The organism is Leclercia barmai, from assembly GCF_049312895.1.
GTDB lineage: Bacteria > Pseudomonadota > Gammaproteobacteria > Enterobacterales > Enterobacteriaceae > Enterobacter > Enterobacter barmai.
The window spans coordinates 590,593-610,393 of the sequence record NZ_JBMNWZ010000001.1; the positions used below are offsets into that span (position 1 = coordinate 590,593).

15 protein-coding genes are annotated in these 19,801 nt (G+C 58.5%); 8 read left to right on the forward strand and 7 right to left on the reverse strand.

All coding sequences use genetic code 11. From position 1 onward, the window contains the following. Positions 1–201 precede the first annotated feature (201 nt). Positions 202–1,089, reverse strand: a complete 888-nt coding sequence (gene rhtA / locus ACOYA6_RS02750) for a threonine/homoserine exporter RhtA (RefSeq protein ID WP_138369532.1) — start codon at positions 1,087–1,089, stop codon at positions 202–204. A 356-nt stretch (positions 1,090–1,445) separates the two neighbouring features. Between rhtA and ompX the strand changes: the two genes are divergently transcribed. Next, the gene (gene ompX, locus ACOYA6_RS02755; RefSeq protein WP_039029412.1) at positions 1,446–1,964 is read left to right on the forward strand and encodes an outer membrane protein OmpX; all 519 of its coding nucleotides are present in this window, start codon (positions 1,446–1,448) and stop codon (positions 1,962–1,964) included. A gap of 477 nt (positions 1,965–2,441) precedes the next feature. Here ompX and ACOYA6_RS02760 read toward each other — a convergent pair whose 3' ends face one another. Together ACOYA6_RS02760 and mntS are read right to left on the reverse strand one after the other, a co-directional pair. Next, positions 2,442–4,025: a phosphoethanolamine transferase gene (locus ACOYA6_RS02760; RefSeq protein WP_223074837.1), complete on the reverse strand. Its 1,584-nt coding sequence runs from the start codon at positions 4,023–4,025 to the stop codon at positions 2,442–2,444. A gap of 278 nt (positions 4,026–4,303) precedes the next feature. Beyond that, entirely contained in the window at positions 4,304–4,429 is a 126-nt protein-coding gene (mntS, locus tag ACOYA6_RS02765) for a manganase accumulation protein MntS (RefSeq protein WP_039032705.1), read from the reverse strand. A gap of 184 nt (positions 4,430–4,613) precedes the next feature. On the opposite strand from mntS, the gene mntR reads away from it, so the two are divergent. From mntR to ACOYA6_RS02790, 5 genes are all read left to right on the forward strand, one after another. Further along, positions 4,614–5,087 carry a manganese-binding transcriptional regulator MntR gene (gene mntR / locus ACOYA6_RS02770; protein ID WP_138369530.1) on the forward strand — a complete coding sequence of 158 codons (474 nt, stop codon included), beginning with the start codon at positions 4,614–4,616 and terminating at the stop codon, positions 5,085–5,087. Next, positions 5,084–6,193: an anion transporter gene (locus ACOYA6_RS02775; protein WP_039032703.1), complete on the forward strand. Its 1,110-nt coding sequence runs from the start codon at positions 5,084–5,086 to the stop codon at positions 6,191–6,193. Before mntR ends, ACOYA6_RS02775 begins: the two co-directional genes overlap by 4 nt. Positions 6,194–6,296: 103 nt before the next feature. Continuing rightward, on the forward strand, positions 6,297–7,388 hold the full coding sequence (locus ACOYA6_RS02780) for an HlyD family secretion protein (protein WP_039032702.1): 1,092 nt from the start codon (positions 6,297–6,299) through the stop codon (positions 7,386–7,388). Next, complete coding sequence (locus tag ACOYA6_RS02785; RefSeq protein ID WP_422653984.1) at positions 7,385–8,956, forward strand: DHA2 family efflux MFS transporter permease subunit; 1,572 nt, start codon at positions 7,385–7,387, stop codon at positions 8,954–8,956. The genes ACOYA6_RS02780 and ACOYA6_RS02785 overlap by 4 nt, the downstream gene beginning before the upstream one ends. Then, positions 8,953–10,476, forward strand: coding sequence for an efflux transporter outer membrane subunit (locus tag ACOYA6_RS02790; RefSeq protein ID WP_176556543.1), 1,524 nt, complete (start codon positions 8,953–8,955; stop codon positions 10,474–10,476). The genes ACOYA6_RS02785 and ACOYA6_RS02790 overlap by 4 nt, the downstream gene beginning before the upstream one ends. 114 nt (positions 10,477–10,590) lie before the next feature. Here ACOYA6_RS02790 and ldtB read toward each other — a convergent pair whose 3' ends face one another. Further along, a complete protein-coding gene (gene ldtB / locus ACOYA6_RS02795) occupies positions 10,591–11,511 on the reverse strand; it encodes a L,D-transpeptidase (RefSeq protein ID WP_039032699.1) in 921 nt (306 codons plus the stop codon). A gap of 218 nt (positions 11,512–11,729) precedes the next feature. Here ldtB and ACOYA6_RS02800 point away from each other — a divergent pair, with 218 nt between their 5' ends. Then, positions 11,730–13,325 carry an ABC-F family ATPase gene (locus tag ACOYA6_RS02800; protein ID WP_039032698.1) on the forward strand — a complete coding sequence of 532 codons (1,596 nt, stop codon included), beginning with the start codon at positions 11,730–11,732 and terminating at the stop codon, positions 13,323–13,325. 139 nt (positions 13,326–13,464) lie between these two features. Here ACOYA6_RS02800 and ACOYA6_RS02805 read toward each other — a convergent pair whose 3' ends face one another. Beyond that, complete coding sequence (locus ACOYA6_RS02805; protein WP_422653985.1) at positions 13,465–15,828, reverse strand: glycoside hydrolase family 31 protein; 2,364 nt, start codon at positions 15,826–15,828, stop codon at positions 13,465–13,467. A 17-nt stretch (positions 15,829–15,845) separates the two neighbouring features. Beyond that, positions 15,846–17,147 carry an MFS transporter gene (locus ACOYA6_RS02810; RefSeq protein ID WP_422653986.1) on the reverse strand — a complete coding sequence of 434 codons (1,302 nt, stop codon included), beginning with the start codon at positions 17,145–17,147 and terminating at the stop codon, positions 15,846–15,848. A gap of 288 nt (positions 17,148–17,435) precedes the next feature. Between ACOYA6_RS02810 and ACOYA6_RS02815 the strand changes: the two genes are divergently transcribed. Further along, positions 17,436–18,509, forward strand: a complete 1,074-nt coding sequence (locus tag ACOYA6_RS02815) for a LacI family DNA-binding transcriptional regulator (RefSeq protein ID WP_139564606.1) — start codon at positions 17,436–17,438, stop codon at positions 18,507–18,509. Here ACOYA6_RS02815 and ACOYA6_RS02820 read toward each other — a convergent pair. After that, positions 18,506–19,768 carry a DUF1479 domain-containing protein gene (locus tag ACOYA6_RS02820; protein WP_039032694.1) on the reverse strand — a complete coding sequence of 421 codons (1,263 nt, stop codon included), beginning with the start codon at positions 19,766–19,768 and terminating at the stop codon, positions 18,506–18,508. The genes ACOYA6_RS02815 and ACOYA6_RS02820 overlap by 4 nt on opposite strands. Positions 19,769–19,801 lie beyond the last annotated feature (33 nt).

Consider the following 19,801-nt stretch of genomic DNA (forward strand, 5'->3'; position numbering starts at 1 on the left):
GGGTGCTGCCTATCGGTTTAATAGTGAAAGCGTGGTTGTGATATGTAACTCATTGAAAAATAGAAAATAGTTATATTTATGCGTAAATTAATCTTATTTTTTAACGAGCTGGCGGGGAGTAAGACGATATTTCAGAATAATGACGGCCATTGCGAATAAGAATATTTCGCCGGAAACCGTTTCCCGGCGAAATAACACCTGCTAGCGGATATCCACCTCTTCGACTTTACTCTCCCGACGCAGGGTGAGGGTCGAACCCATCGAGGCGGCAATGATGGAGCAGAGCGCCAGCGTCTGGGTAAAGGTCAGGGATTCGCCGAGGAACACCATCCCGGACATCGCCGCCAGGGCAGGCTCCATGCTCATCAGCGTGCCGAAAATGCGCGTTGGCAGACGCGTCAGGGCAATCATCTCCAGCGAGTAAGGGAGGGCGGTGGAGAGCACCGCTACCGCCAGCCCCACCGGCAGGATCGACCACTGCCAGATGGACTCGGTGGCCTGGGCCATGCCCAGCGGAACGAAGATGATGGCGGCGATGAGCGAACCCAGCGCCACGGTGGCCGGGCCATGCTCCTCGCCGGCACGCTGTCCGGTGAGAATATAGATAGCCCAGCAGGCACCGGCCCCCAGCGCCAGCGCCGCGCCGGTGAGGTCAACATGCGACACGTCCTGGCCCAGCGGCAGCAGGAACCACAGGCCAAGTACCGCCAGCACCACCCAGATAAAGTCCACCGGACGGCGGGAGGAGAACAGGGCCACTGCCAGCGGACCGGTAAACTCCAGCGCCACGGCGATCCCCAGCGGCACCGTCTGAATCGACAGGTAGAAGAGGTAGTTCATCGCCCCCAGCGACAGCCCGTAAAAAAGCAGGGGCAGGCGCTGCTCTTTTTTGAAGCGCAACCGCCAGGGTTTAAAAATCACAACCAGGATCAGGGTGCCGAGCGCAATACGCAGCGCAGTCACGCCAGGGGCGCCTACCACCGGGAAGAGCGATTTTGCCAGCGAAGCGCCGCTCTGTATGGAGAGCATGGCGATGAGAATGACGATTACGGGCAACCAGACTGGCGCCCTGCGAGACAACCCAGGCATCCTTTCTCCTGTCAATTTCTGTCAAAGGAAGTAAAGAGAGGGAGTGTAAAGGAAATAACGCCGCGCGGTTGAGACTTCGTTGAAAAAAAGTCGTCGTAAATCCGTAAAATGGCGGTCATACGACAGGCTGATTTCTGTAACAGATTAGGAATTGTCTGGATGAATGTATCGTGACTGGCGCGCACTATTAGTGAAATGAAACACAAATGTGGTGTTTTTTGAATAAGATAGCTGCTGGTGGAAATGTTTAGTTACATGAAAACCCGCGTTAGACATCACGAATCACAAAGAGTTTCACAAGTTTTTTTGATATATTTAAAACTTACGGATTTACTTGAAGCACATTTGAGGTGGTTATGAAAAAAATTGCATGTCTTTCAGCACTGGCAGCTGTTCTGGCTGTTTCCGCAGGTTCCGCAGTCGCAGCGACCTCTACCGTAACTGGCGGTTACGCTCAGAGCGATATGCAGGGCGTGATGAATAAAACCAACGGTTTCAACCTGAAATATCGCTACGAGCAGGATAACGATCCACTGGGTGTTATCGGTTCCTTCACCTACACTGAGAAAGATCGTAACGATAACGGTGCTTACAATAAAGCTCAGTACTACGGCATCACTGCAGGTCCAGCTTTACGTCTGAACGACTGGGCAAGCATCTACGGTGTTGTGGGTGTTGGCTACGGTAAATTCCAGCAGACTGAAAACCAGGGCTTCAACCGCTCTGCAACCAACAGCGACTACGGCTTCTCCTATGGCGCAGGTATGCAGTTCAACCCAATGGAAAACGTTGCACTGGATGTCTCCTATGAGCAGAGCCGCATCCGTAACGTTGACGTTGGCACCTGGATCGCGGGCGTCGGTTACCGCTTCTAATCACTTCGGTGAGCCAGTAAAAAAACCCGCTTCGGCGGGTTTTTTTGTTTTTCTCCCTCTCCCTGTGGGCTGAGGGATCCCCACAAAAAAAGTGGCACGATCTGCTCCCTCTCCATTCAGGGAGAGGGCTGGGGTGAGGGGGAATATGCGACTGTGGTGGTGGTTCCGTTCACTGTATGTTTTGCGCTCCTCTGTCAGCCGCGTCACCTGTGAACGTGCTAAGTGGGCTTGCCGCCGCCCCCTTAGCAATCCCGGCTCCCGGCCAGGAAAATCGCCGCTTCGCGGTTCCCTCAGCTTATTCCTTTCGGCTATCGGGTCGGGCGTGATCCTACATCCCTGTAGGTCACGCCCTCTCGGCGCGTCCCTGCGCCTCGCCCCGGCCTGCGGTCAACGCTTCGGCGATTTTCAGCCGGACCAGGGAGTCGCTGTAAGTCGTTTATTATTCTGTGGTTATGTTATTGCTTTGAGAGCAAAAATTTACCGACTCTTCGTCTCAAACACATCCGTTCCCAGATGGTTGTAATCCACTTTCTGCAGCTTAAAGTTGGTCACATACACCGGCGGTGCCTTGTCGTTCGACAGGAAGCGGTACTTGTTGTCGATCTCTCTGGCGCTGATCCCCGTCCACTGCGAGAAGAAGCTTAAGAAATCATTCGCCGAGCGGCGCGCTTTGATAATGCGATGGGCCTTATCATCACTCGACAGCACCATAAACGGCACCTGGAAGTTCTGCTGGAAGGCATCGTCGTGCGCCAGATACTGCACCTCTTTTCCGCGCTCTTTGAACGCCAGCCCGTGATCGGAGAAATAGACCATCGAGAAACTCTCACCGGTATTTTGCAGCTGGGCATAAAGCTTGCTGAGCAGGTCGTCGGTTTGCGTCATGGTATAGAGGTAGCACGAGGTCTCTTTCGACTGCACGAACTCGGCGTATTTCCCCTGGGTGCGATCGCAGGCCTGCGGGTGCGAACCCATCAGATGCAGCACGATCAGCTGCGGCTGGGTACGATGGCTGCTGAAGACCTGTTCGGTCATCTTCAGTAACGCCTCATCCCGGGTGTTTTTATCCGCCTCAAAATCCCCGCTTTTCAGGAAATGCACTTCGTCCGCGCGTTTGGCGATGCTGGCGATGGCGGTATCGTACTCGCCAATCTGCCCCTGGTTGGAGAACCACCAGCTCTGGAAGCCCGCGCGGTTCGCCAGGGTGACAAAGTTATCCTGATACTGCGGCTTATTGTCCACCACCCGGTTAAGGGTCAGACCGAGCGACTTCTGCGTGGAACCGCTGGCGGCGATGTAGTCGGTAAACAGGGTGCCGTTAACCTTGCTGGCAAACGGAGTGTTATCCCAGTGGCCGCCAAAGGCACCCAGCGCGTCGCGGCGGGCGCTTTCACCGATCACCACCATATAGATGTGATACTTCGGCTTCACCGCCAGCACGTTCCAGGTGTCCTTCATCTGCGACAGCTCGGCCATCCGGGTCTGCTCTTCAACCACTTCCTGGTTGTTGACCACCACGTCTTTGACAAAGCGAAACACCGGATAGCCGGTATCTTTCAGCTTGAAGACGCCGCCCCAGGCCAGGTTCTGCACCGGGGCGACAAAAAAGGCCACCACGCTGAACACCAGGCACAGGCTGTCGATTTTGCCCCACGCGTTTTTAGGCTGCGGTTTACGCCGCACGGCAATCACGCCCAGCGCAAAAATAAACAGGGCGACGATATAGCTGTACCACGGGAAGATGGTGAGGATCTCCGTCGACTCTTCCATGTTGGTGGAGTGCATCGCCAGCAGGGTATTAAAGTTTGGCGCGCCGTAGGCCTGACCAAAGGGGAAATACATCGCCGCCACCAGGGAGCAGATCCCGACCACGCCTTTTTGCAGGCGCGGGGCGCAGAGCCACAGCAGATGCAGGACACAGGTGAAGGCGACGGCATACAGCAGGCTGAATTCGTAGCCCAGGGCAAAGTTAATCAGCAGCGACTGTAAAAAATAGAATCCCGTCCACGGGCTTAAGGCCCGGCTGCGGGTAATGAGCGTGTCTTTCAGGGTTAAATTCATAGGTCACTATCGTGAAAACGCCATGTGCTCACCCTGGCGCCAAGGGTCAAAACCTGCCTGAGAATGCGTAGAAGGGGGATTGAGGTCCGCATCTGCGAGCCGCAAAAAGTGCAGGGCTGCAAGAAGATAGAGCCAGCGAGGTATAACGTCAACAGATATAAAGGGGATGTTTTGCGAAGGGGGCTGCAATTCCGTAAAAAAATCGGGGAATAACCTTCCGCCGGAAAGTATAGCGGCGATAAATGACAGAAAAATGAAGCGGCGTACCGCGACGCCGCTTAGTGGGTGGGTTTGTTCTGCTCTGGCTTGCCGTTAATGATGTCGCAAATCATATTCAGCAGCATTAAGCGTACTTTAAAGGGAGAGTGGCTAAACACGCGCATACACCTCTTGAATTCGTTCATGATGACCTCCTGCGGGTTGATCCCTTCGATCCGTGAAGGGTGACTGCATTACATACAGATATAGCACAGGCTATATTATATGGCTATGGCTATATCGTTAATTTTTTGTGCTTGTCTACCGATGGTTTACAATGTCCGCTTATGCATTGATACGCTTGATGTGTCATCGGATTGAGGAAGCACAATGAACCGCCGTGCAGGTAAACCAACAACAAAAAAAATGACGCAACTGGTCAATGTAGAAGAGCATGTCGAAGGGTTTCGCCAGGTTCGCGAGGCGCATCGTCGCGAACTGATTGATGACTATGTGGAGCTGATCTCAGATCTGATCCGCGAGGTGGGGGAGGCCCGTCAGGTGGATATGGCCGCGCGTCTTGGCGTCTCCCAGCCAACGGTGGCAAAAATGCTCAAGCGCCTGGCAACGGTAGGCCTGATCGAAATGATCCCCTGGCGCGGCGTATTTCTGACCCCGGAAGGGGAAAAGCTGGCGCAGGCGAGCCGCGAGCGCCACCAGATTGTCGAAAACTTCCTGCTGGTGCTGGGCGTCAGCCCTGAGATTGCCCGCCGGGACGCCGAAGGGATGGAACATCACGTCAGCGAAGAGACGCTGCAGCAGTTCCAGGCCTTTACGCTGAAATATGGATCCTCCCCAGAATGACCCTGCCTGGCCTGCGGGCGCTGGCCCGCGATCGTTTCTTTCATTTACTGCTGATTGTTGGGGCTGGGCTCAGTTTTCTGGTGCCCTTCGCGCCTGAGCGCTGGCCTGCCGCCATCGACTGGCACACCATTATTACTCTCGCCGGGCTGATGATGCTGACCAAAGGGGTTGAGCAGAGCGGCTTTTTTGACGTGCTGGGGCGCAAGATGGTGCGCCGTTTCGCCACCGAGCGGCGGTTAGCGCTCTTTATGGTCTTCTCTGCCGCGCTGCTGTCGACCTTTCTGACCAATGATGTGGCGCTGTTTATCGTGGTGCCGCTCACCCTTACGCTGCGCAAACTGTGCGAGATCCCGGTTAACCGGCTGATCATCTTTGAAGCCCTGGCGGTGAATGCCGGGTCGCTGCTGACCCCGATTGGTAACCCGCAAAACATTCTCCTGTGGGGGCGCTCCGGGCTGTCGTTTGCCGCCTTTACCTGGCAGATGGCGCCCCTGGCGCTGGTGATGATGCTGACCCTGGCGCTGCTGTGCTGGTTTGCTTTTCCGGCAACGGCGCTGCGCTATCACAGCGGCAGCGCTTTAGCGCAGTCGAAACCGCGGCTGGCGTGGAGCTGTCTGGCGCTCTACCTGGTGTTTCTGGTGGCGCTCGATCTGAAGCAGGAGCTGTGGGGCGTGCTGCTGGTGGCGGGGGGCTTCCTGCTGCTGGCGCGTCGGGTGCTTATCAGCGTCGACTGGACGCTGCTGCTGGTGTTCATGGCGATGTTTATCGACGTGCATCTGCTGATTCAGGTTCCGGCCCTGCACGGCGTGCTGCAGAACGTCACCCATCTGTCGCAGCCGGGGCTGTGGCTGACCGCCATCGGCCTGTCGCAGTTTATCAGTAACGTGCCTTCCACCATTCTGCTGCTTAACTACGTCCCGCCGACGGCGCTGCTGGCATGGGCGGTGAACGTTGGGGGCTTTGGCCTGCTGCCGGGATCGCTCGCCAACCTCATCGCCCTGCGGATGGCAAACGATCGCCGGATCTGGTGGCGCTTCCATCTCTGGTCCCTGCCGATGCTGGTCTGGGCCGCCCTTGTCGGTTTCGGATTATTCCTTCTCATATAGTGCCATATTTGTCAGTTTTTCCTGGCAAATGTATAGCAACGTCCTAACTTTAGTGAGCGGTATAAATTGTGATACCGCTCACTAACAGGACGGATGCTGTTCTATGGCAGAAGAAAATCACTCCTCTGAAAACACCGATAATAAAGAGACTGAACGTAAACGCCCCGGCAAAAAGCCGCTGATCATTCTGGGGATAGTGGTGATCGTGATGGTCATCGTGGCGCTGGTATGGTGGTTTATGACCCGCAATCAGGAGACCACCGACGACGCCTTCACCGAAGGTGACGCTGTCACAATTGCCCCGAAAACCGCAGGCTATGTCACAGAACTGCGGGTACGGGATAACCAGCGGGTGAAAAAAGGCGATCTGCTGGTGACGATCGATCCCCGGGACACCGCTGCCCAGCGCGATCAGGCCAAAGCCCAGCTTGGTCTCGCCGAAGCCCAGCTGCATCAGGCTCAGGCGCAGCTTGCGCTCTCGAAGGTGCAATATCCCGCCCAGCGCGATGAAGCCAGCGCCCAGGTGATCAAAGCCCAGGCCGATCTCGCCAATGCCCAGGCGGAATACCGCCGCCAGCGGGGCGTCGATCCCCGCGCCACCACGCAACAGAGCATCGACGCGGCCAACGCCCAGCTGCGCAGCGCCCAGGCTCAGCTTGCCAGCGCCAAAGCCCAGCTTGAGGTGGCCTCCCAGGTGCAGCTGCAAATCCGCCAGCAGGAGACTAACGTCGAAGCCCGGGAACGCCAGGTCGAGCAGGCGCGCGCCCAGCTTGAGACCGCCGAGCTGAACCTCTCATACACCGAGGTCCGCGCCCCCTTTGACGGTTACGTCACTAAACGCAACGTCCAGACCGGCACCCTGGTGCAGGCGGGCACCGCGCTCTTCTCGCTGGTTTCGACCGATATCTGGGTGGTCGCCAACTTTAAAGAGTCCCAGCTGGAGCGGATGCGCCCTGGCAATAAGGTAACGCTGAGCGTCGACGCCTGGCCGGATCTGGAGCTGGAAGGGCATATCGACTCCATCCAGCAGGGGAGCGGCTCGCGCTTTGCCGCCTTCCCGTCGGAGAACGCCACCGGTAATTTCGTGAAGATCGTCCAGCGCGTGCCGGTGAAAATCGTTATCGATAAAGGACTGGATCCCAACATGCCGCTGCCGCTCGGTCTGTCGGTTGAACCGAAGGTCACCGTGGAATGACCGACCACAGCCACGAAAACTGGCGGCCCGCCAGCAACCCGTGGGCGGTGGCGATTGTCGTCACCCTCGCGGTGTTTATGGAGATCCTCGACACCACCATCGTCAACGTGGCCTTGCCCCACGTGGCGGGGTCGCTTTCGGCCAGCTACGACGAATCCACCTGGGTGCTCACCAGCTATCTGGTGGCCAACGGCGTCGTGTTGCCCATCTCGGCGTTTCTGAGCCGGGTCTTTGGCCGCAAGCAGTTCTTCCTGATCTGCATCGTGATGTTCACCGTCTGCTCCTTCCTGTGCGGGATCGCCACCGAGCTGTGGCAGATCATTCTTTTCCGCATCATGCAGGGCTTCTTCGGCGGCGGGCTCCAGCCTACCCAGCAGTCGGTGCTGCTCGACTACTTTAAGCCGGAAGATCGCGGTAAGGCGTTTGGCCTGTCGTCCATCGCCATCATCGTTGCCCCGGTGCTCGGGCCAACGCTCGGGGGCTGGATCACCGATAACTACTCCTGGCGCTGGGTGTTTTTTATTAACATCCCGGTGGGGATCGTGACGGTGCTGGCCATCTACCAGCTGCTGGAAGATCCGCCCTGGGAGAGCAAATCAAAAGAGAAGATCCCCATCGACTGGACGGGGATCGGGCTTATCGCGCTTGGACTGGGCTGCCTTCAGGTGATGCTCGACCGGGGTGAGGACGAAGACTGGTTTAACTCGAACTTTACCCGCACCTTCGCCGTGCTGACGCTGATCGGCATTATCGGGGCCATCTACTGGCTGCTGTACGCCAAAAAGCCGGTGGTGGATCTGCACTGCATGAAGGATAAAAACTTCGCCGTCTCCAGCCTGCTGATGGCCGGTATGGCGATGATCCTTTACGGCAGTTCGGTGGTGATCCCCCAGCTGGCGCAGCAGGATCTGGGCTATACCGCCACCTGGTCGGGGCTGGTGCTCTCGCCCGGCGCGATCCTCATCGTTCTGACCATTCCGCTGGTGCTGAAGCTGATGCCGATCGTGCAGACGCGCTGGATCATCGCCTTCGGCTTTACCTGCCTGGCGGTGTCATTCTTCTGGTCGCGCACGCTGACGCCGGACATCGACTTCGAGACGCTGGTGCTGTTCCGCAGCGCCCAGTCGATTGGGCTGGGGTTCCTGTTTGTTCCCCTTACCACCATCGCCTTTATCTCGATCCCCCGACAGTTGAACGCCGACGCCGCGGCGCTCTTTACCATGTTCCGCAACGTGGCGGGGTCGGTGGGTATTTCGCTCTCGACGGCGGCCATCACCGAGCGCTCGCAGGCCCACAGCGCCCATCTGGCGACGCACACCTCGGCGTTCGACGAGCCGTTCCAGCAGACGCTGCGCGAGATGGCGCAGGCGGTGCAGAACTTCACCACCCAGGTGGGCGATCCCGCCGGTATCGCTACCGGGCGCATGTACCAGGTGATGATCGAACAGTCGCGTTTCCTGGCCTACGTGGACGTCTTCACCATTCTGAGCGTCGTGGCCCTTTTACTGATCCCGTTTTGTTTGTTGCTCTCGCCGGTTAAGAGCGAGGGGAGTGCAGGAGCACACTGATGATTCGACGTTTAAGTCCCCTGATGTTAATGCTGATGCTGGCGGGCTGCGCCGTAGGGCCTGATTATCAGCAGCCCGTACCCCAGACCCCGACCCACTGGAACGATCCGGGTGACAGGGGCGTGAAATCGCAAGCCGCATCAAGCGCGACCAACCCTCGCTGGTGGAAAACCTTTGCCGATCCGCAGCTCGACAGCCTGATTGAGCGCGCCATCGCCGGTAACCTGTCGCTGCAGCAAACCGTGCTGCGCATCGCCGGCGCGAGGGAGCAGATCAACCAGGCGGGCGGGGCCTTCTTCCCGGCGGTGAACGGCAATCTGCAGGCCACCCGGCAGCAACTGGGGCTGGAAGGTGAGCTGAAATCCCACGGCGTCTACGACCAGCTGGACGACGTCGATCCTGAACTGCGCGGCGCGCTGGGGCCGCTGACCCAGCCGATTAACCTTTATCAGGGCAGCTTTGACGCCCAGTGGGAGCTGGATCTGTGGGGCAAAGTGCGCCGTCAGGTTGAGGCCGCTAACGCCCAGCAGCAGGCGGCCATCGAGCAGCGCAACGACGCCCTGGTGTCGCTGGAGGCGGAAGTCGCCCGCGCCTGGCTCCAGCTGCGCGGGGCCCAGAGCTCTATCGCCACCCTCAACACCCAGATCGAGAGCGCGCAGCAGACGCTGGAGCTGACCGACAGCCGCCAGCGCGGCGGCCTGTCGCCGCAGATGGACGTGGAGAACGCCCGCGCCCAGCTCGGCAACCTGGAGGCGCAGCTTCCGCAATATGAAGCCCAGGCGCGACAGGCGATGAACGGTCTGGCGATCCTGCTCGGCAAACCGCCGGGCGCGCTGGACGGCGAGCTGCAGGCCAGCAAACCGCTGCCCGCGCTGCCGGAGATTGTTCCCACCGGGATCCCTTCCACCCTGGCGCGACGCCGTCCGGACGTGCGGGAAGCCGAAGCCAGGCTTCATGCCGCCACCGCGCAGATCGGCGTCTCGGTGGCGCAGCTGTTCCCCAGCGTCTCGCTCAGCGGCCAGTTTGGCCTGCGTAACAGCGAAGCCAGCTGGCTGACCGACTGGAGCAGCCACTTCTACAGCGTCGGGCCGCAGGTCTCCATCCCCATCTTCCAGGGCGGTCGGCTGGTCTCCAGCGTGAAGGTTGCCCGCGCCCAGCAGGGCGCCGCCGTGCTGGATTACCGCCAGACGGTGCTCACCGCGCTGGGGGATGTGGAAAACGCGCTGGTCAGCTACCGCACCGACCAGAAGCGGGAAGCAGGATTAAGCAAAACCATTGATGCGCTGCAAAACGCCTTCGATCTGGCGAGCAGCAGCTACCGGCAGGGGATCGCCACCTTTATCGACGTGCTGGATGCCCAGCGCCAGCTGGCGCAGGCGCAGCAGCAGCGCGATCAGGCCCGGGTGCAAAGTGCGCTGGATCTGGTGGCGCTGTATAAAGCGCTCGGCGGCGGATGGGAGCCGTATCAGGAGGTGCAGTTGCCGGACTATGCGGTGTTTGGGGATGCGGTGAGGGGATGATTTCGCCCCGTAGGCCCGGCAAGCGTAGCGCCGCCGGGCATTGCCGCACGCAGCACTAACAGACAATAAAAAAGCGGGCTTCGAAGCCCGCTTTTTTGATTTTACATTCCGCAATCAGTTCAAACGAACCGGCATCCCGGAACGATTCTGAATCGCCTGATCCACAATAGTGGCATCCACATCCGGCTGACCGGTGATGGCCTGCACGTTGCTGGTCAGTGTCACTGGCACCGTCACGTTGTTATTGATCTGGTCTTCGCTGGTAGACAGCGGGTTATGCACTTCGAGGTAACGGCTGCCATCCGGCTCGGTGGTGGCTTTTACCGGCTCATTAATGAACTGCACGCGAGTCCCTACCGGCACGTTTTCGAACAGGAATTTGATGTCGTCGTTACGCAGACGCACGCAGCCGTGGCTCACGCGCAGACCGATACCGAAGTTGGCGTTGGTACCGTGGATCGCATACAGACGGCCAATGTACAGCGCATACAGACCCATTGGGTTATCCGGGCCAGCAGGAACAACGGCTGGCAGCGGCTCGCCCGCGGCGATGTATTCCGCGTGCATTTTCGCGGTTGGGGTCCAGGTTGGGCCCGCTTTCTTACGCTCAACTTTGGTGGTCCAGTTCATCGGGGTATCTTTACCCAGCTGGCCGATACCGATAGGCAGCACGATCACGGTATTGGTGCCTTTCGGGTAGTAGTACAGACGCATTTCGGCGCTGTTGATAACGATACCTTCATGCACAGTATCCGGCAGGATCAATTGCTGAGGAATGTTCAGCACGGTACCGCCTTTCGGCAGGTAAGGGTCAACACCCGGGTTGGCTTCCATCATGTTGGAGAGGCCGAGCTGATATTCTGCTGCGAAATATTCCAGCGGCTGGGTGTTGCCTTCTTCAATGGTCACAACCTGGTTCTGACCCACCAGACGGCTACCGTCGGTTGGCAGTGGATAGGTGACAGCAGAAGCGGTCTTGCAAAACCCTACTACGGCAAACGCCGCTGCAAAAAGCGAAGTTAATTTCATATTCATGGTGTGCGAGGTATCTGTGCCACTTGGCAGGTTATTAAAAGTCAGAACGGTTCAGGGAGCGCATTATATGTGCATTCCCCCCCGCATGGAATTCGGATGTGTACTAAATCACACTTTTTTCCGTTTCGTTAAAGTTTAGCGGCATGTTGTTACACGGGATCTCATTTCGGAATTGTGGCATAATGCCGGGTTTATCACACTTCTCGCAGGAATCTCCCGTGTTAGTTACCAGCAACGTCACTATGCAGTTTGGCAGTAAGCCGCTGTTCGAAAACATTTCCGTCAAATTTGGCGGCGGCAACCGTTACGGCCTGATTGGTGCCAACGGTAGCGGAAAATCCACCTTCATGAAGATCCTCGGCGGCGATTTAGAGCCGACCCTGGGTAACGTTTCTCTCGATCCAAACGAGCGCATCGGTAAGCTGCGTCAGGATCAGTTCGCCTTCGAAGCGTTCACCGTTCTTGACACGGTGATCATGGGACACGTTGAGCTGTGGGAAGTGAAGCAGGAGCGCGACCGCATCTACTCACTTGCCGAAATGAGCGAAGAAGACGGCTATAAAGTGGCCGATCTCGAAACCCTGTACGGCGAAATGGACGGCTACTCTGCCGAATCCCGCGCCGGTGAACTGCTGCTCGGCGTCGGTATTCCGGTTGAACAGCATTACGGTCTGATGAGCGAAGTTGCGCCAGGCTGGAAGCTGCGTGTTCTGCTGGCACAGGCGCTGTTCTCTAACCCGGACATCCTGCTGCTCGACGAACCAACGAACAACCTGGACATCGACACCATTCGCTGGCTGGAGCAGACGCTGAACGAGCGTAACAGCACCATGATCATCATCTCGCACGACCGTCACTTCCTGAACATGGTCTGCACCCACATGGCCGATCTGGACTACGGTGAGCTGCGCGTTTATGCGGGCAACTACGACGAGTACATGACCGCCGCGACCCAGGCGCGTGAGCGTCTGCTGGCCGATAACGCCAAGAAAAAGGCGCAGATTGCGGACCTGCAATCCTTCGTCAGCCGCTTTAGCGCCAACGCCTCTAAATCGCGTCAGGCCACCTCGCGTGCCCGTCAGATCGATAAAATCAAGCTGGATGAGGTTAAAGCCTCCAGCCGCCAGAACCCGTTCATCCGCTTCGAGCAGGACAAGAAACTGTTCCGTAACGCGCTGGAAGTGGAAGCCCTCACCAAAGGCTTTGACGATGGTCCGCTGTTTAAAAACTTCAACCTGCTGCTGGAAGTGGGCGAGAAGATTGCGATCATCGGCGCCAACGGCGTGGGTAAATCCACCATGCTGAAAACCCTGGTGGGTGAGCTTCAGCCTGACAACGGCACCGTGAAATGGTCTGAGAATGCGCAGATTGGTTACTACGCGCAGGATCATGCCGAAGATTTCGACAACGACCTGACCGTTTTCGACTGGATGAGCCAGTGGAAATCCGAAGGCGACGACGAGCAGGTGGTGCGCAGCTTCCTGGGGCGTCTGCTGTTCAGCCAGGACGACATCAAAAAGCCGGCGAAGGTGCTCTCCGGTGGTGAGAAGGGCCGTATGCTGTTCGGTAAGCTGATGATGCAGAAACCGAACATTCTGGTGATGGACGAACCGACCAACCACCTGGATATGGAATCGATCGAATCGCTGAACATGGCGCTGGAGATGTATCAGGGCACCCTGATCTTCGTCTCTCACGACCGTGAGTTCGTGAGCTCGCTGGCGACCCGCGTGATTGAAATTACGCCGGAGCGCGTGGTGGACTTCAGCGGTAATTATGAAGATTATCTGCGCAGCAAAGGCATCGACAACTAAAGCATAGCCCGGTGGCGCTACGCTTACCGGGCCTACGAATGTGCGGTCTGCCACGCCGGGCGGCGCATGCGCTTGCCCGGCCTACAATTTCGTGCAGATTTTGTAGGCCGGGTAAGGCGCAGCCGCCACCCGGCATTTTTCAGAGCACCCACTCACCCCCTTCAACCCCATTCACCAGCAGCTTACGTTTTTCCCCTACCGGTAACGACACCTTCAGCGCTTTCCATGCCGGACGATAATCTCCGCGCGCACCGACGTTCAGGTTAATGGTTGTGCCATCGCACACCATCTCCCACTCCACCCACAGCGCGTTGCCGCTCTGGTAGCCCCAGCTTTCGCCGTCGTCTTCAAACAGCAGGCCGGATGTCGTGCCCACGCCTTTCAGCGGGAATAGTTTCAGTTCGCGGGTATCGTCTTTCTCAGCGCTCACATGGGTAATGCGCTCGCTGAGCGGCAGACCGGCACCGGCGCGAACCAGCAGCGGCAGTTTTTCCAGCGGCGCGTCGCGGACGATCCACTGCCCGCCGGAGAACCACTCTTGGGAGTAAAAATCGTACCAGCCGGTTTCGTTATCCGGCAGCCAGACCCGGCGCTCGCGCTGCCCGGCTTCGACGACGCTTGCCACCAGCAGGTCGCGGCCCAGCAGGAAATCGTCGCACTCCTCAAAGGTCTGCGCATCGTGCTCGTGATCGAGGAACGTCGGGCGAAGCATCGGCTCGTCATCGGCGTGCGCCTGCCACAGCAGGGTGTAAAGATAGGGCAGCAGGCGATAGCGCAGCTCAATGGCACCGCGAATGGCCGGCGTGACGCCCGGATACATCCACGGCTCGTTAACGGTGGCATCATCATTCCACGAGTGAATGGTAAAGCGCGGATGCATCACGCCGTTTTGCACCCAGCGGACAAACAGTTCCGCGTCCGGCTTATCACCGGAGAACCCGCCCACGTCATGACCGACGTTAAACAGCCCCGATAAGCTCATCCCCACACCCATGCGGGTGTTGTAGCGCAGGGTGTCCCAGTTGGTGCGGTTATCGCCGCTCCAGGTCTGGACGTAACGCTGCATCCCGGCGCAGCCGGAACGGGAGATCAGGTACGGGCGTTTTTCCGGCGCGAAGCGCTGCTGGGCTTCCATCGAGGCGCGCATCATCAGCAGCGGCATCACCGGGCGAATGTGCTTGATGGCGATCTCCTTGCCGAAGCCAAAGCAGCGCGCTTCCCCGTCCCACACCTCGAACTCGTTGTTGTCGTTCCAGGTGGAGTCGATGCCCATCTCCAGCAGCTGGGTGGTCACCCCTTGCTGCCACCACTGCACGGTCTGCGGGTTGGTAAAGTCGAGGTGCGACCCTTCGTCATCCCAGAAGCTTGAACGTTCTGGCGCATCGGTTTCTGAATCGCGGATGAACAGACCGCTCTCCGCCACTTCGTTATAGCGCGGATGATCCTGTAGCAGGCACGGCTTGATGTTCGCTGCCAGCTTCAGCCCGGCATCGTGGAACGCCTGGCTCATCATCTTCGGCTGCGGCACCTTGTCGTAGTTCCAGTTGAAGACGTAGCGCTTGCCGTTGATGGAGGTATAGCCGGAAGAGAGCTGGAACGAGTCGCAGGGAATGGCGTGCTCTTCGCACAGGCGGATAAAGTTCATCAGCTGGTTTTGCGCGTCCGGGGCGTCGGTGTAGTGCATGGTTGACCCGCTGTAGCCCAGGCTCCATTTCGGTCCGAACAGCGTTTTCCCGGTGAGGCGCACGAAGGCTTTGGTGACGTCCAGCACCCGTTTGCCGGTAAAAATGTAGTAATCGATATCGCCCGCTTCCGCCTGCCAGCGGCGATAGGCGGTGTGGTAGTTGTCGATCTCGTTGCCCAGATCCAGCCAGCAGCTGCTCAGATTGTCGTAAAACAGGCCATAGCTCACGTCGTCCCGGCGGGTGATGGTGAACGGGATGTGCTTATACAGCGGGTCGGTGCTGACCGCGTTATAGCCCATCGCGTCCAGGTTACGCATCTCATAGCGCTTGCCGTTGCGCTGCAGATCGCCCGCTTTTTCGCCCAGACCGTAAAAACGCTCATCCTTGCGGCGGCTCAGGTAGTGCGCCGCGCCGTCGCCGTGGGCGTTCAGCAGATAGGCGCTGGTCGGACGGTCATTCACCAGCGGCTGCCACTCCCCGGCCTCGTTGCGATAGTGCCACTCCAGCCACAGCGGCTGGTGGACGGTGACGCGCAGCTGTTCGGTGGCAACGGTCAGCACATTGTCCTGCTGCGTCAGCGTCCAGGCAGGGCAGGTGAACCCGCTCAGGTCGTCGCGGCGGCGGCCTTCCCACGGCACATCCTGCTCCGGGGCGATGCTCCAGGTGCGGTCCAGCGCCAGTTCGCCTTTGCGTTTAATCAGCACCCGGAACAGATTTTGTTCCAGCACGTACAGGCACAGGCGGTGCTGCTCATCGACCAGCAGTTCCAGATGGTTCGCAGACTGTTTCTCGACGGTCCAGTTTTTCAGGGTTTTCATATGCAATACATCCACTATCAGGCGCGCTTGGCGCGACGTTCAGCAATAAATGCCACCAGGAAGAGAGCGCCAATCAGGTCGAAGAACCCCATGGCAATAAAGAGCGGGTTGAAGCCGATTTTGTCGGCGGTAACACCAATCAAAAGGGAGAAGAGGAAGCTGGCGATCCACGCCGCCGAGCCGCGCATGCCGTTGACGGTTGCCATCTGGCCCTTATCGAACGACTCCACCACCAGGGCGCTCAGCATGCAGGAGATGATCTGATGCCCGAAACCGCCGATGGAGATCAGCACGATGGTGATATAGGGGTCGCGGGTAATGGCCACGATGCCTAAGGAGATCATCAGAAACGCGCCGGTCACCGAGCTTGCCACCACCGAGTTAACGCGGGAGCAGCCGAACAGGCGGGTATAGAGACGGGTCAGGTAGCCGCTCGCCACGCTGCCGAGATCGGCGGCCAGGAACGGCAGCCAGGCAAACATCGCGATCTGCTTCAGATCCATGCCGTGCTCTTTGGCGAGATACAGCGGCACCCAGAAGCTCAGCACCGCCCAGGCCGGTTCCGCCATAAAGGCCGGAATGGCGATACCGTAAAAGCGCTTGTTTTTCGAGACGGTTTTCAGCGCGGTGAGGAAGGGCAGTTTGACCGCAGGCGGCTCGTTATCCTGCTTGATAAAGGCCAGCTCATCCTTGCTCAGGTTCGGGTGCTGCTCCGGGTTGTGGTAAAACGCCCACCAGAGGATCACCCACAGCAGCGCCAGCACGCCGGTAAACATAAACGCGCCCTGCCAGCCAAAGGAGGCGTGGGCAAAGTAGATGATAGGCGGGGCCAGCATCGCGCCGATGGAGAAGCCCACGCCCGCCCAACCGGCGGCCACGGGACGTTCCGCTTTCGGGAACCACTCGCCGATGGTTTTGGCGTTCGCCGGAGTGGCGGCCGCTTCAGAGGCACCCATAAAGAAGCGCAGGATCGCCAGATGCAGCCAGCTTCCGGCGCCCGCATGGAAGATACACATCAGCGCCCAGATCCCGGCACAGACCATAAAGCCAATCTTCAGGCCGATGACGTCAATCAGCCAGCCGCACAGAGGCTGGAAAATGGTGTAGGCAATCTGGAACGCGCCAACGATCCAGGAGTATTGCTCGGTGGTGATCCCGAGACTCTCTTTGAGTTCAGGCGCGAGAATACCCAACGAATTTCGGGTGATGTAGTTAACGGTCACGCCCATTAAGAACAGCACCAGCACGTACCAGCGCAGGTTTTTAATGACGCGACGGGTTTTGCTGGTCGCAACGGTGTTATTGATGCCCTGACTCATTTTACTCTCCACAAGACGGACGGTAGGGGGACGGAGGTTCAGGTGTCACACAGATTTTTTATCTCTTTGATTGTTATCAGTTTTAATGCTTAGTTTGGTATATAACTAGTATGGAAGTTGTGTGACAGGTTCACCTTAAGAGAGAAATCAGGCGGGCAAAAGCGCATTTTGTGCAACTTTTCTCATAATCGGCGTTCATTATTTGGCATTCTGGCTCTAATCCCAGTAACCATCTGTTAACTACGCTATGAAAATTTTTTCATTTCGCAAATGGAGCCAGATCACAAAATGGATAAAAGGCTAAGAATCGCTGAAATTGCCCGCCGGACCGAACTCTCTGTCAGCACCGTTTCCCGGGTGCTGGCGGGGAAGGCGAACACCAGTGAAAAGGCGCGTACCCGGGTGCTGGACGCCGCGCGGGAGCTGGGCGTGCTGGACGGGATGGCGGCGGGGCGTCTGCTGCTCAACAGCCTCGTGGTCTTTGCGCCCCAGCGCGCTTTTGACGAGCGGTCCGACATCTTTTATTACCGGGTGATCCAGAGCGTGAGTAAGGGCCTTGCCTCGCATGACGTGCGTCTTCGCTACTGCGCCCTCGAAGAGAATGACAGCGACGCGCAGCTGTTTCTTGCGCGCATGAACGAGCCGGACACCCAGGCCGCTATCCTGCTGGGTATCGACGATCCGCATATCCACGATCTGGCCATCGATCTGGGTAAACCCTGCATGCTGATTAACTGCCGCGACCGGCATATGCGCCTCCCTGCGGTCACGCCCGATCACCGCGCCATCGGCGAACGCGCGGCGGAATACCTCTTTGAGATGGGGCACCGCGAAGTGATGAACGTGCTGTGCCTGCGCCGCTATACCATGGAGCTGCGTCTGGCGGGGATCCGTGACGCCTGGCAGTCGCATAACCTGAAATTTAACGACAAGCGCGATCTGCTGGTGGCCCCGAGCTTCAGCGCCCGCGAAACCGAACAGCTGGTCAGCCACTGGCTCAGTGAACGCCAGGGAAAAGACCTGCCCACGGCATTTTTAGTCGGCGGGGATTTTATGGCGGCGGGGACCATCAACGCCTTACAAAAGCAGGGATTGCGCGTCCCTCAGGATGTGTCGGTGATGAGCATTGACGGCTTTAATCTGGCGGCGATTCAGGATGTGCCGTTAACGGCGGTGCATGTTCCCCGCGATGAACTGGGAACCGAAGCGGTGCATATGCTCCAGCAACGGCTGATGCGCCCGGACGCGCCGGTGGGGACGCTGCTGCTGAACGGCACGCTGACCGTGCGGGAGTCGGTACGGCGGATACGTCAGGGGAAAAGACGCACCGCCGTCGAACGGGAAGGGTTATACGACAGTTAAGCCATACCCAGCGCGCGCTTGCCGTGAATGTTCAGATCATCAACAGTGAAGCGCGACTGCCAGTCAGACTCATAATCCTCGCGCGGGAAATCGCCCGGCGAGGCGCCGGTTTCCAGCGCCGCTTTCACCTTCTTCGCGTAGGCGAGGTTTTTCTCGCACATCGGCGCCGCCGGAATGTACATCACGTTGCCCCAGCCCTGCTGGTCTTCAACCGGGGCCACCGAGTGGATCACATCGCAGTGCCACCACACGGAATCACCCGCTTCCAGCGCCGGAATGCTGGTCAGGGCTTCAATTAACAGCGGATGCCACTTCTCGGAAATCGGCAGCACGCGCCCCGGGGCCACGCCGCAGAGTTCATCTTCCGGCACATCGTCCAGCAGCGGACGCAGCAGAATGTAAGCCATCGCTTCCGGGATCGGCACCACGTGCAGCAGCCCCTGATTTGGGATCATGTCGGAGAGCGCCGTCCAGCCCTGGAAGGTGCGGAACACCGAGCATTTGGTGGTGTTGTCCACGGTGTACTCTTCCACTTCGGTGCGATGGGCAGCATCCCAGGGATCGTACCTGTCGATATTGCCGTCGAAGACGCGGGCGAAGACCTGCTGATAGGCCGGGAGCAGCCAGCGCTCCAGCGCGCCGGAGTCGGTGTGCGCCCCGAGGCCTTTAGAGGTAGTTCCCGGCGGACGGCGGCGAATGCGATCCGGGTAGATCACGCTCACGTCCGGGTTGAACCACTGCTTGCCGTTGCTCTCGAAAGTCCATAAACGGTTCAGGAACGACTGCACCTGGGCCATCTCTTCGCTCTGACGGGCTTCCATCTGGGCGTGTGACCAGTAGATCGGGTAGATCTCCGGACGGGAGGCGGTGAGGGAGCCAAAGAAGTTATCCCCCGGGCCTTTGTAGACGTCATCAAAACGGTTGAGATCCAGATAGTCGAGCATCGCGTTATCCCACGCCAGCGCCTTCTCGCGCGGGAAATGACCTTTGATCACCGCACAGCCCCGGCGTTTGACCGCCTCGCGCTGTTCCGGGCTGATGTTACCGCTCTGCACGTCCGCAAAGGGGATCACCGGCCAGACAGGATCGCCATTGCGCTTCAGGGTGTTAATTTCCGCCACGCGGCTGGCGATCCTGGCGCTCAGGCGATCGAACACGCCCTGCACGTCGCCAATCTGCGCCCGCAGCTCACGTTTCATTTGGCGGATGGCCGCTTTGTGGTCGGAAGGCAAGGTTTCACTGGTAAAGGTTAAGGTCATAACAGCCTCGCTATCTTTCATTCGAAAGTAAAA

Coding starts and splice junctions, on each gene's coding strand:
- rhtA (WP_138369532.1), bottom strand. CDS start 1,089: ATGCCTGGGTTGTCTCGCAGGGCGCCAGTCTGGTTGCCCGTAATCGTC.
- ompX (WP_039029412.1), top strand. CDS start 1,446: ATGAAAAAAATTGCATGTCTTTCAGCACTGGCAGCTGTTCTGGCTGTT.
- ACOYA6_RS02760 (WP_223074837.1), bottom strand. CDS start 4,025: ATGAATTTAACCCTGAAAGACACGCTCATTACCCGCAGCCGGGCCTTA.
- mntS (WP_039032705.1), bottom strand. CDS start 4,429: ATGAACGAATTCAAGAGGTGTATGCGCGTGTTTAGCCACTCTCCCTTT.
- mntR (WP_138369530.1), top strand. CDS start 4,614: ATGAACCGCCGTGCAGGTAAACCAACAACAAAAAAAATGACGCAACTG.
- ACOYA6_RS02775 (WP_039032703.1), top strand. CDS start 5,084: ATGACCCTGCCTGGCCTGCGGGCGCTGGCCCGCGATCGTTTCTTTCAT.
- ACOYA6_RS02780 (WP_039032702.1), top strand. CDS start 6,297: ATGGCAGAAGAAAATCACTCCTCTGAAAACACCGATAATAAAGAGACT.
- ACOYA6_RS02785 (WP_422653984.1), top strand. CDS start 7,385: ATGACCGACCACAGCCACGAAAACTGGCGGCCCGCCAGCAACCCGTGG.
- ldtB (WP_039032699.1), bottom strand. CDS start 11,511: ATGAATATGAAATTAACTTCGCTTTTTGCAGCGGCGTTTGCCGTAGTA.
- ACOYA6_RS02805 (WP_422653985.1), bottom strand. CDS start 15,828: ATGAAAACCCTGAAAAACTGGACCGTCGAGAAACAGTCTGCGAACCAT.
- ACOYA6_RS02810 (WP_422653986.1), bottom strand. CDS start 17,147: ATGAGTCAGGGCATCAATAACACCGTTGCGACCAGCAAAACCCGTCGC.
- ACOYA6_RS02815 (WP_139564606.1), top strand. CDS start 17,436: ATGGATAAAAGGCTAAGAATCGCTGAAATTGCCCGCCGGACCGAACTC.
- ACOYA6_RS02820 (WP_039032694.1), bottom strand. CDS start 19,768: ATGACCTTAACCTTTACCAGTGAAACCTTGCCTTCCGACCACAAAGCG.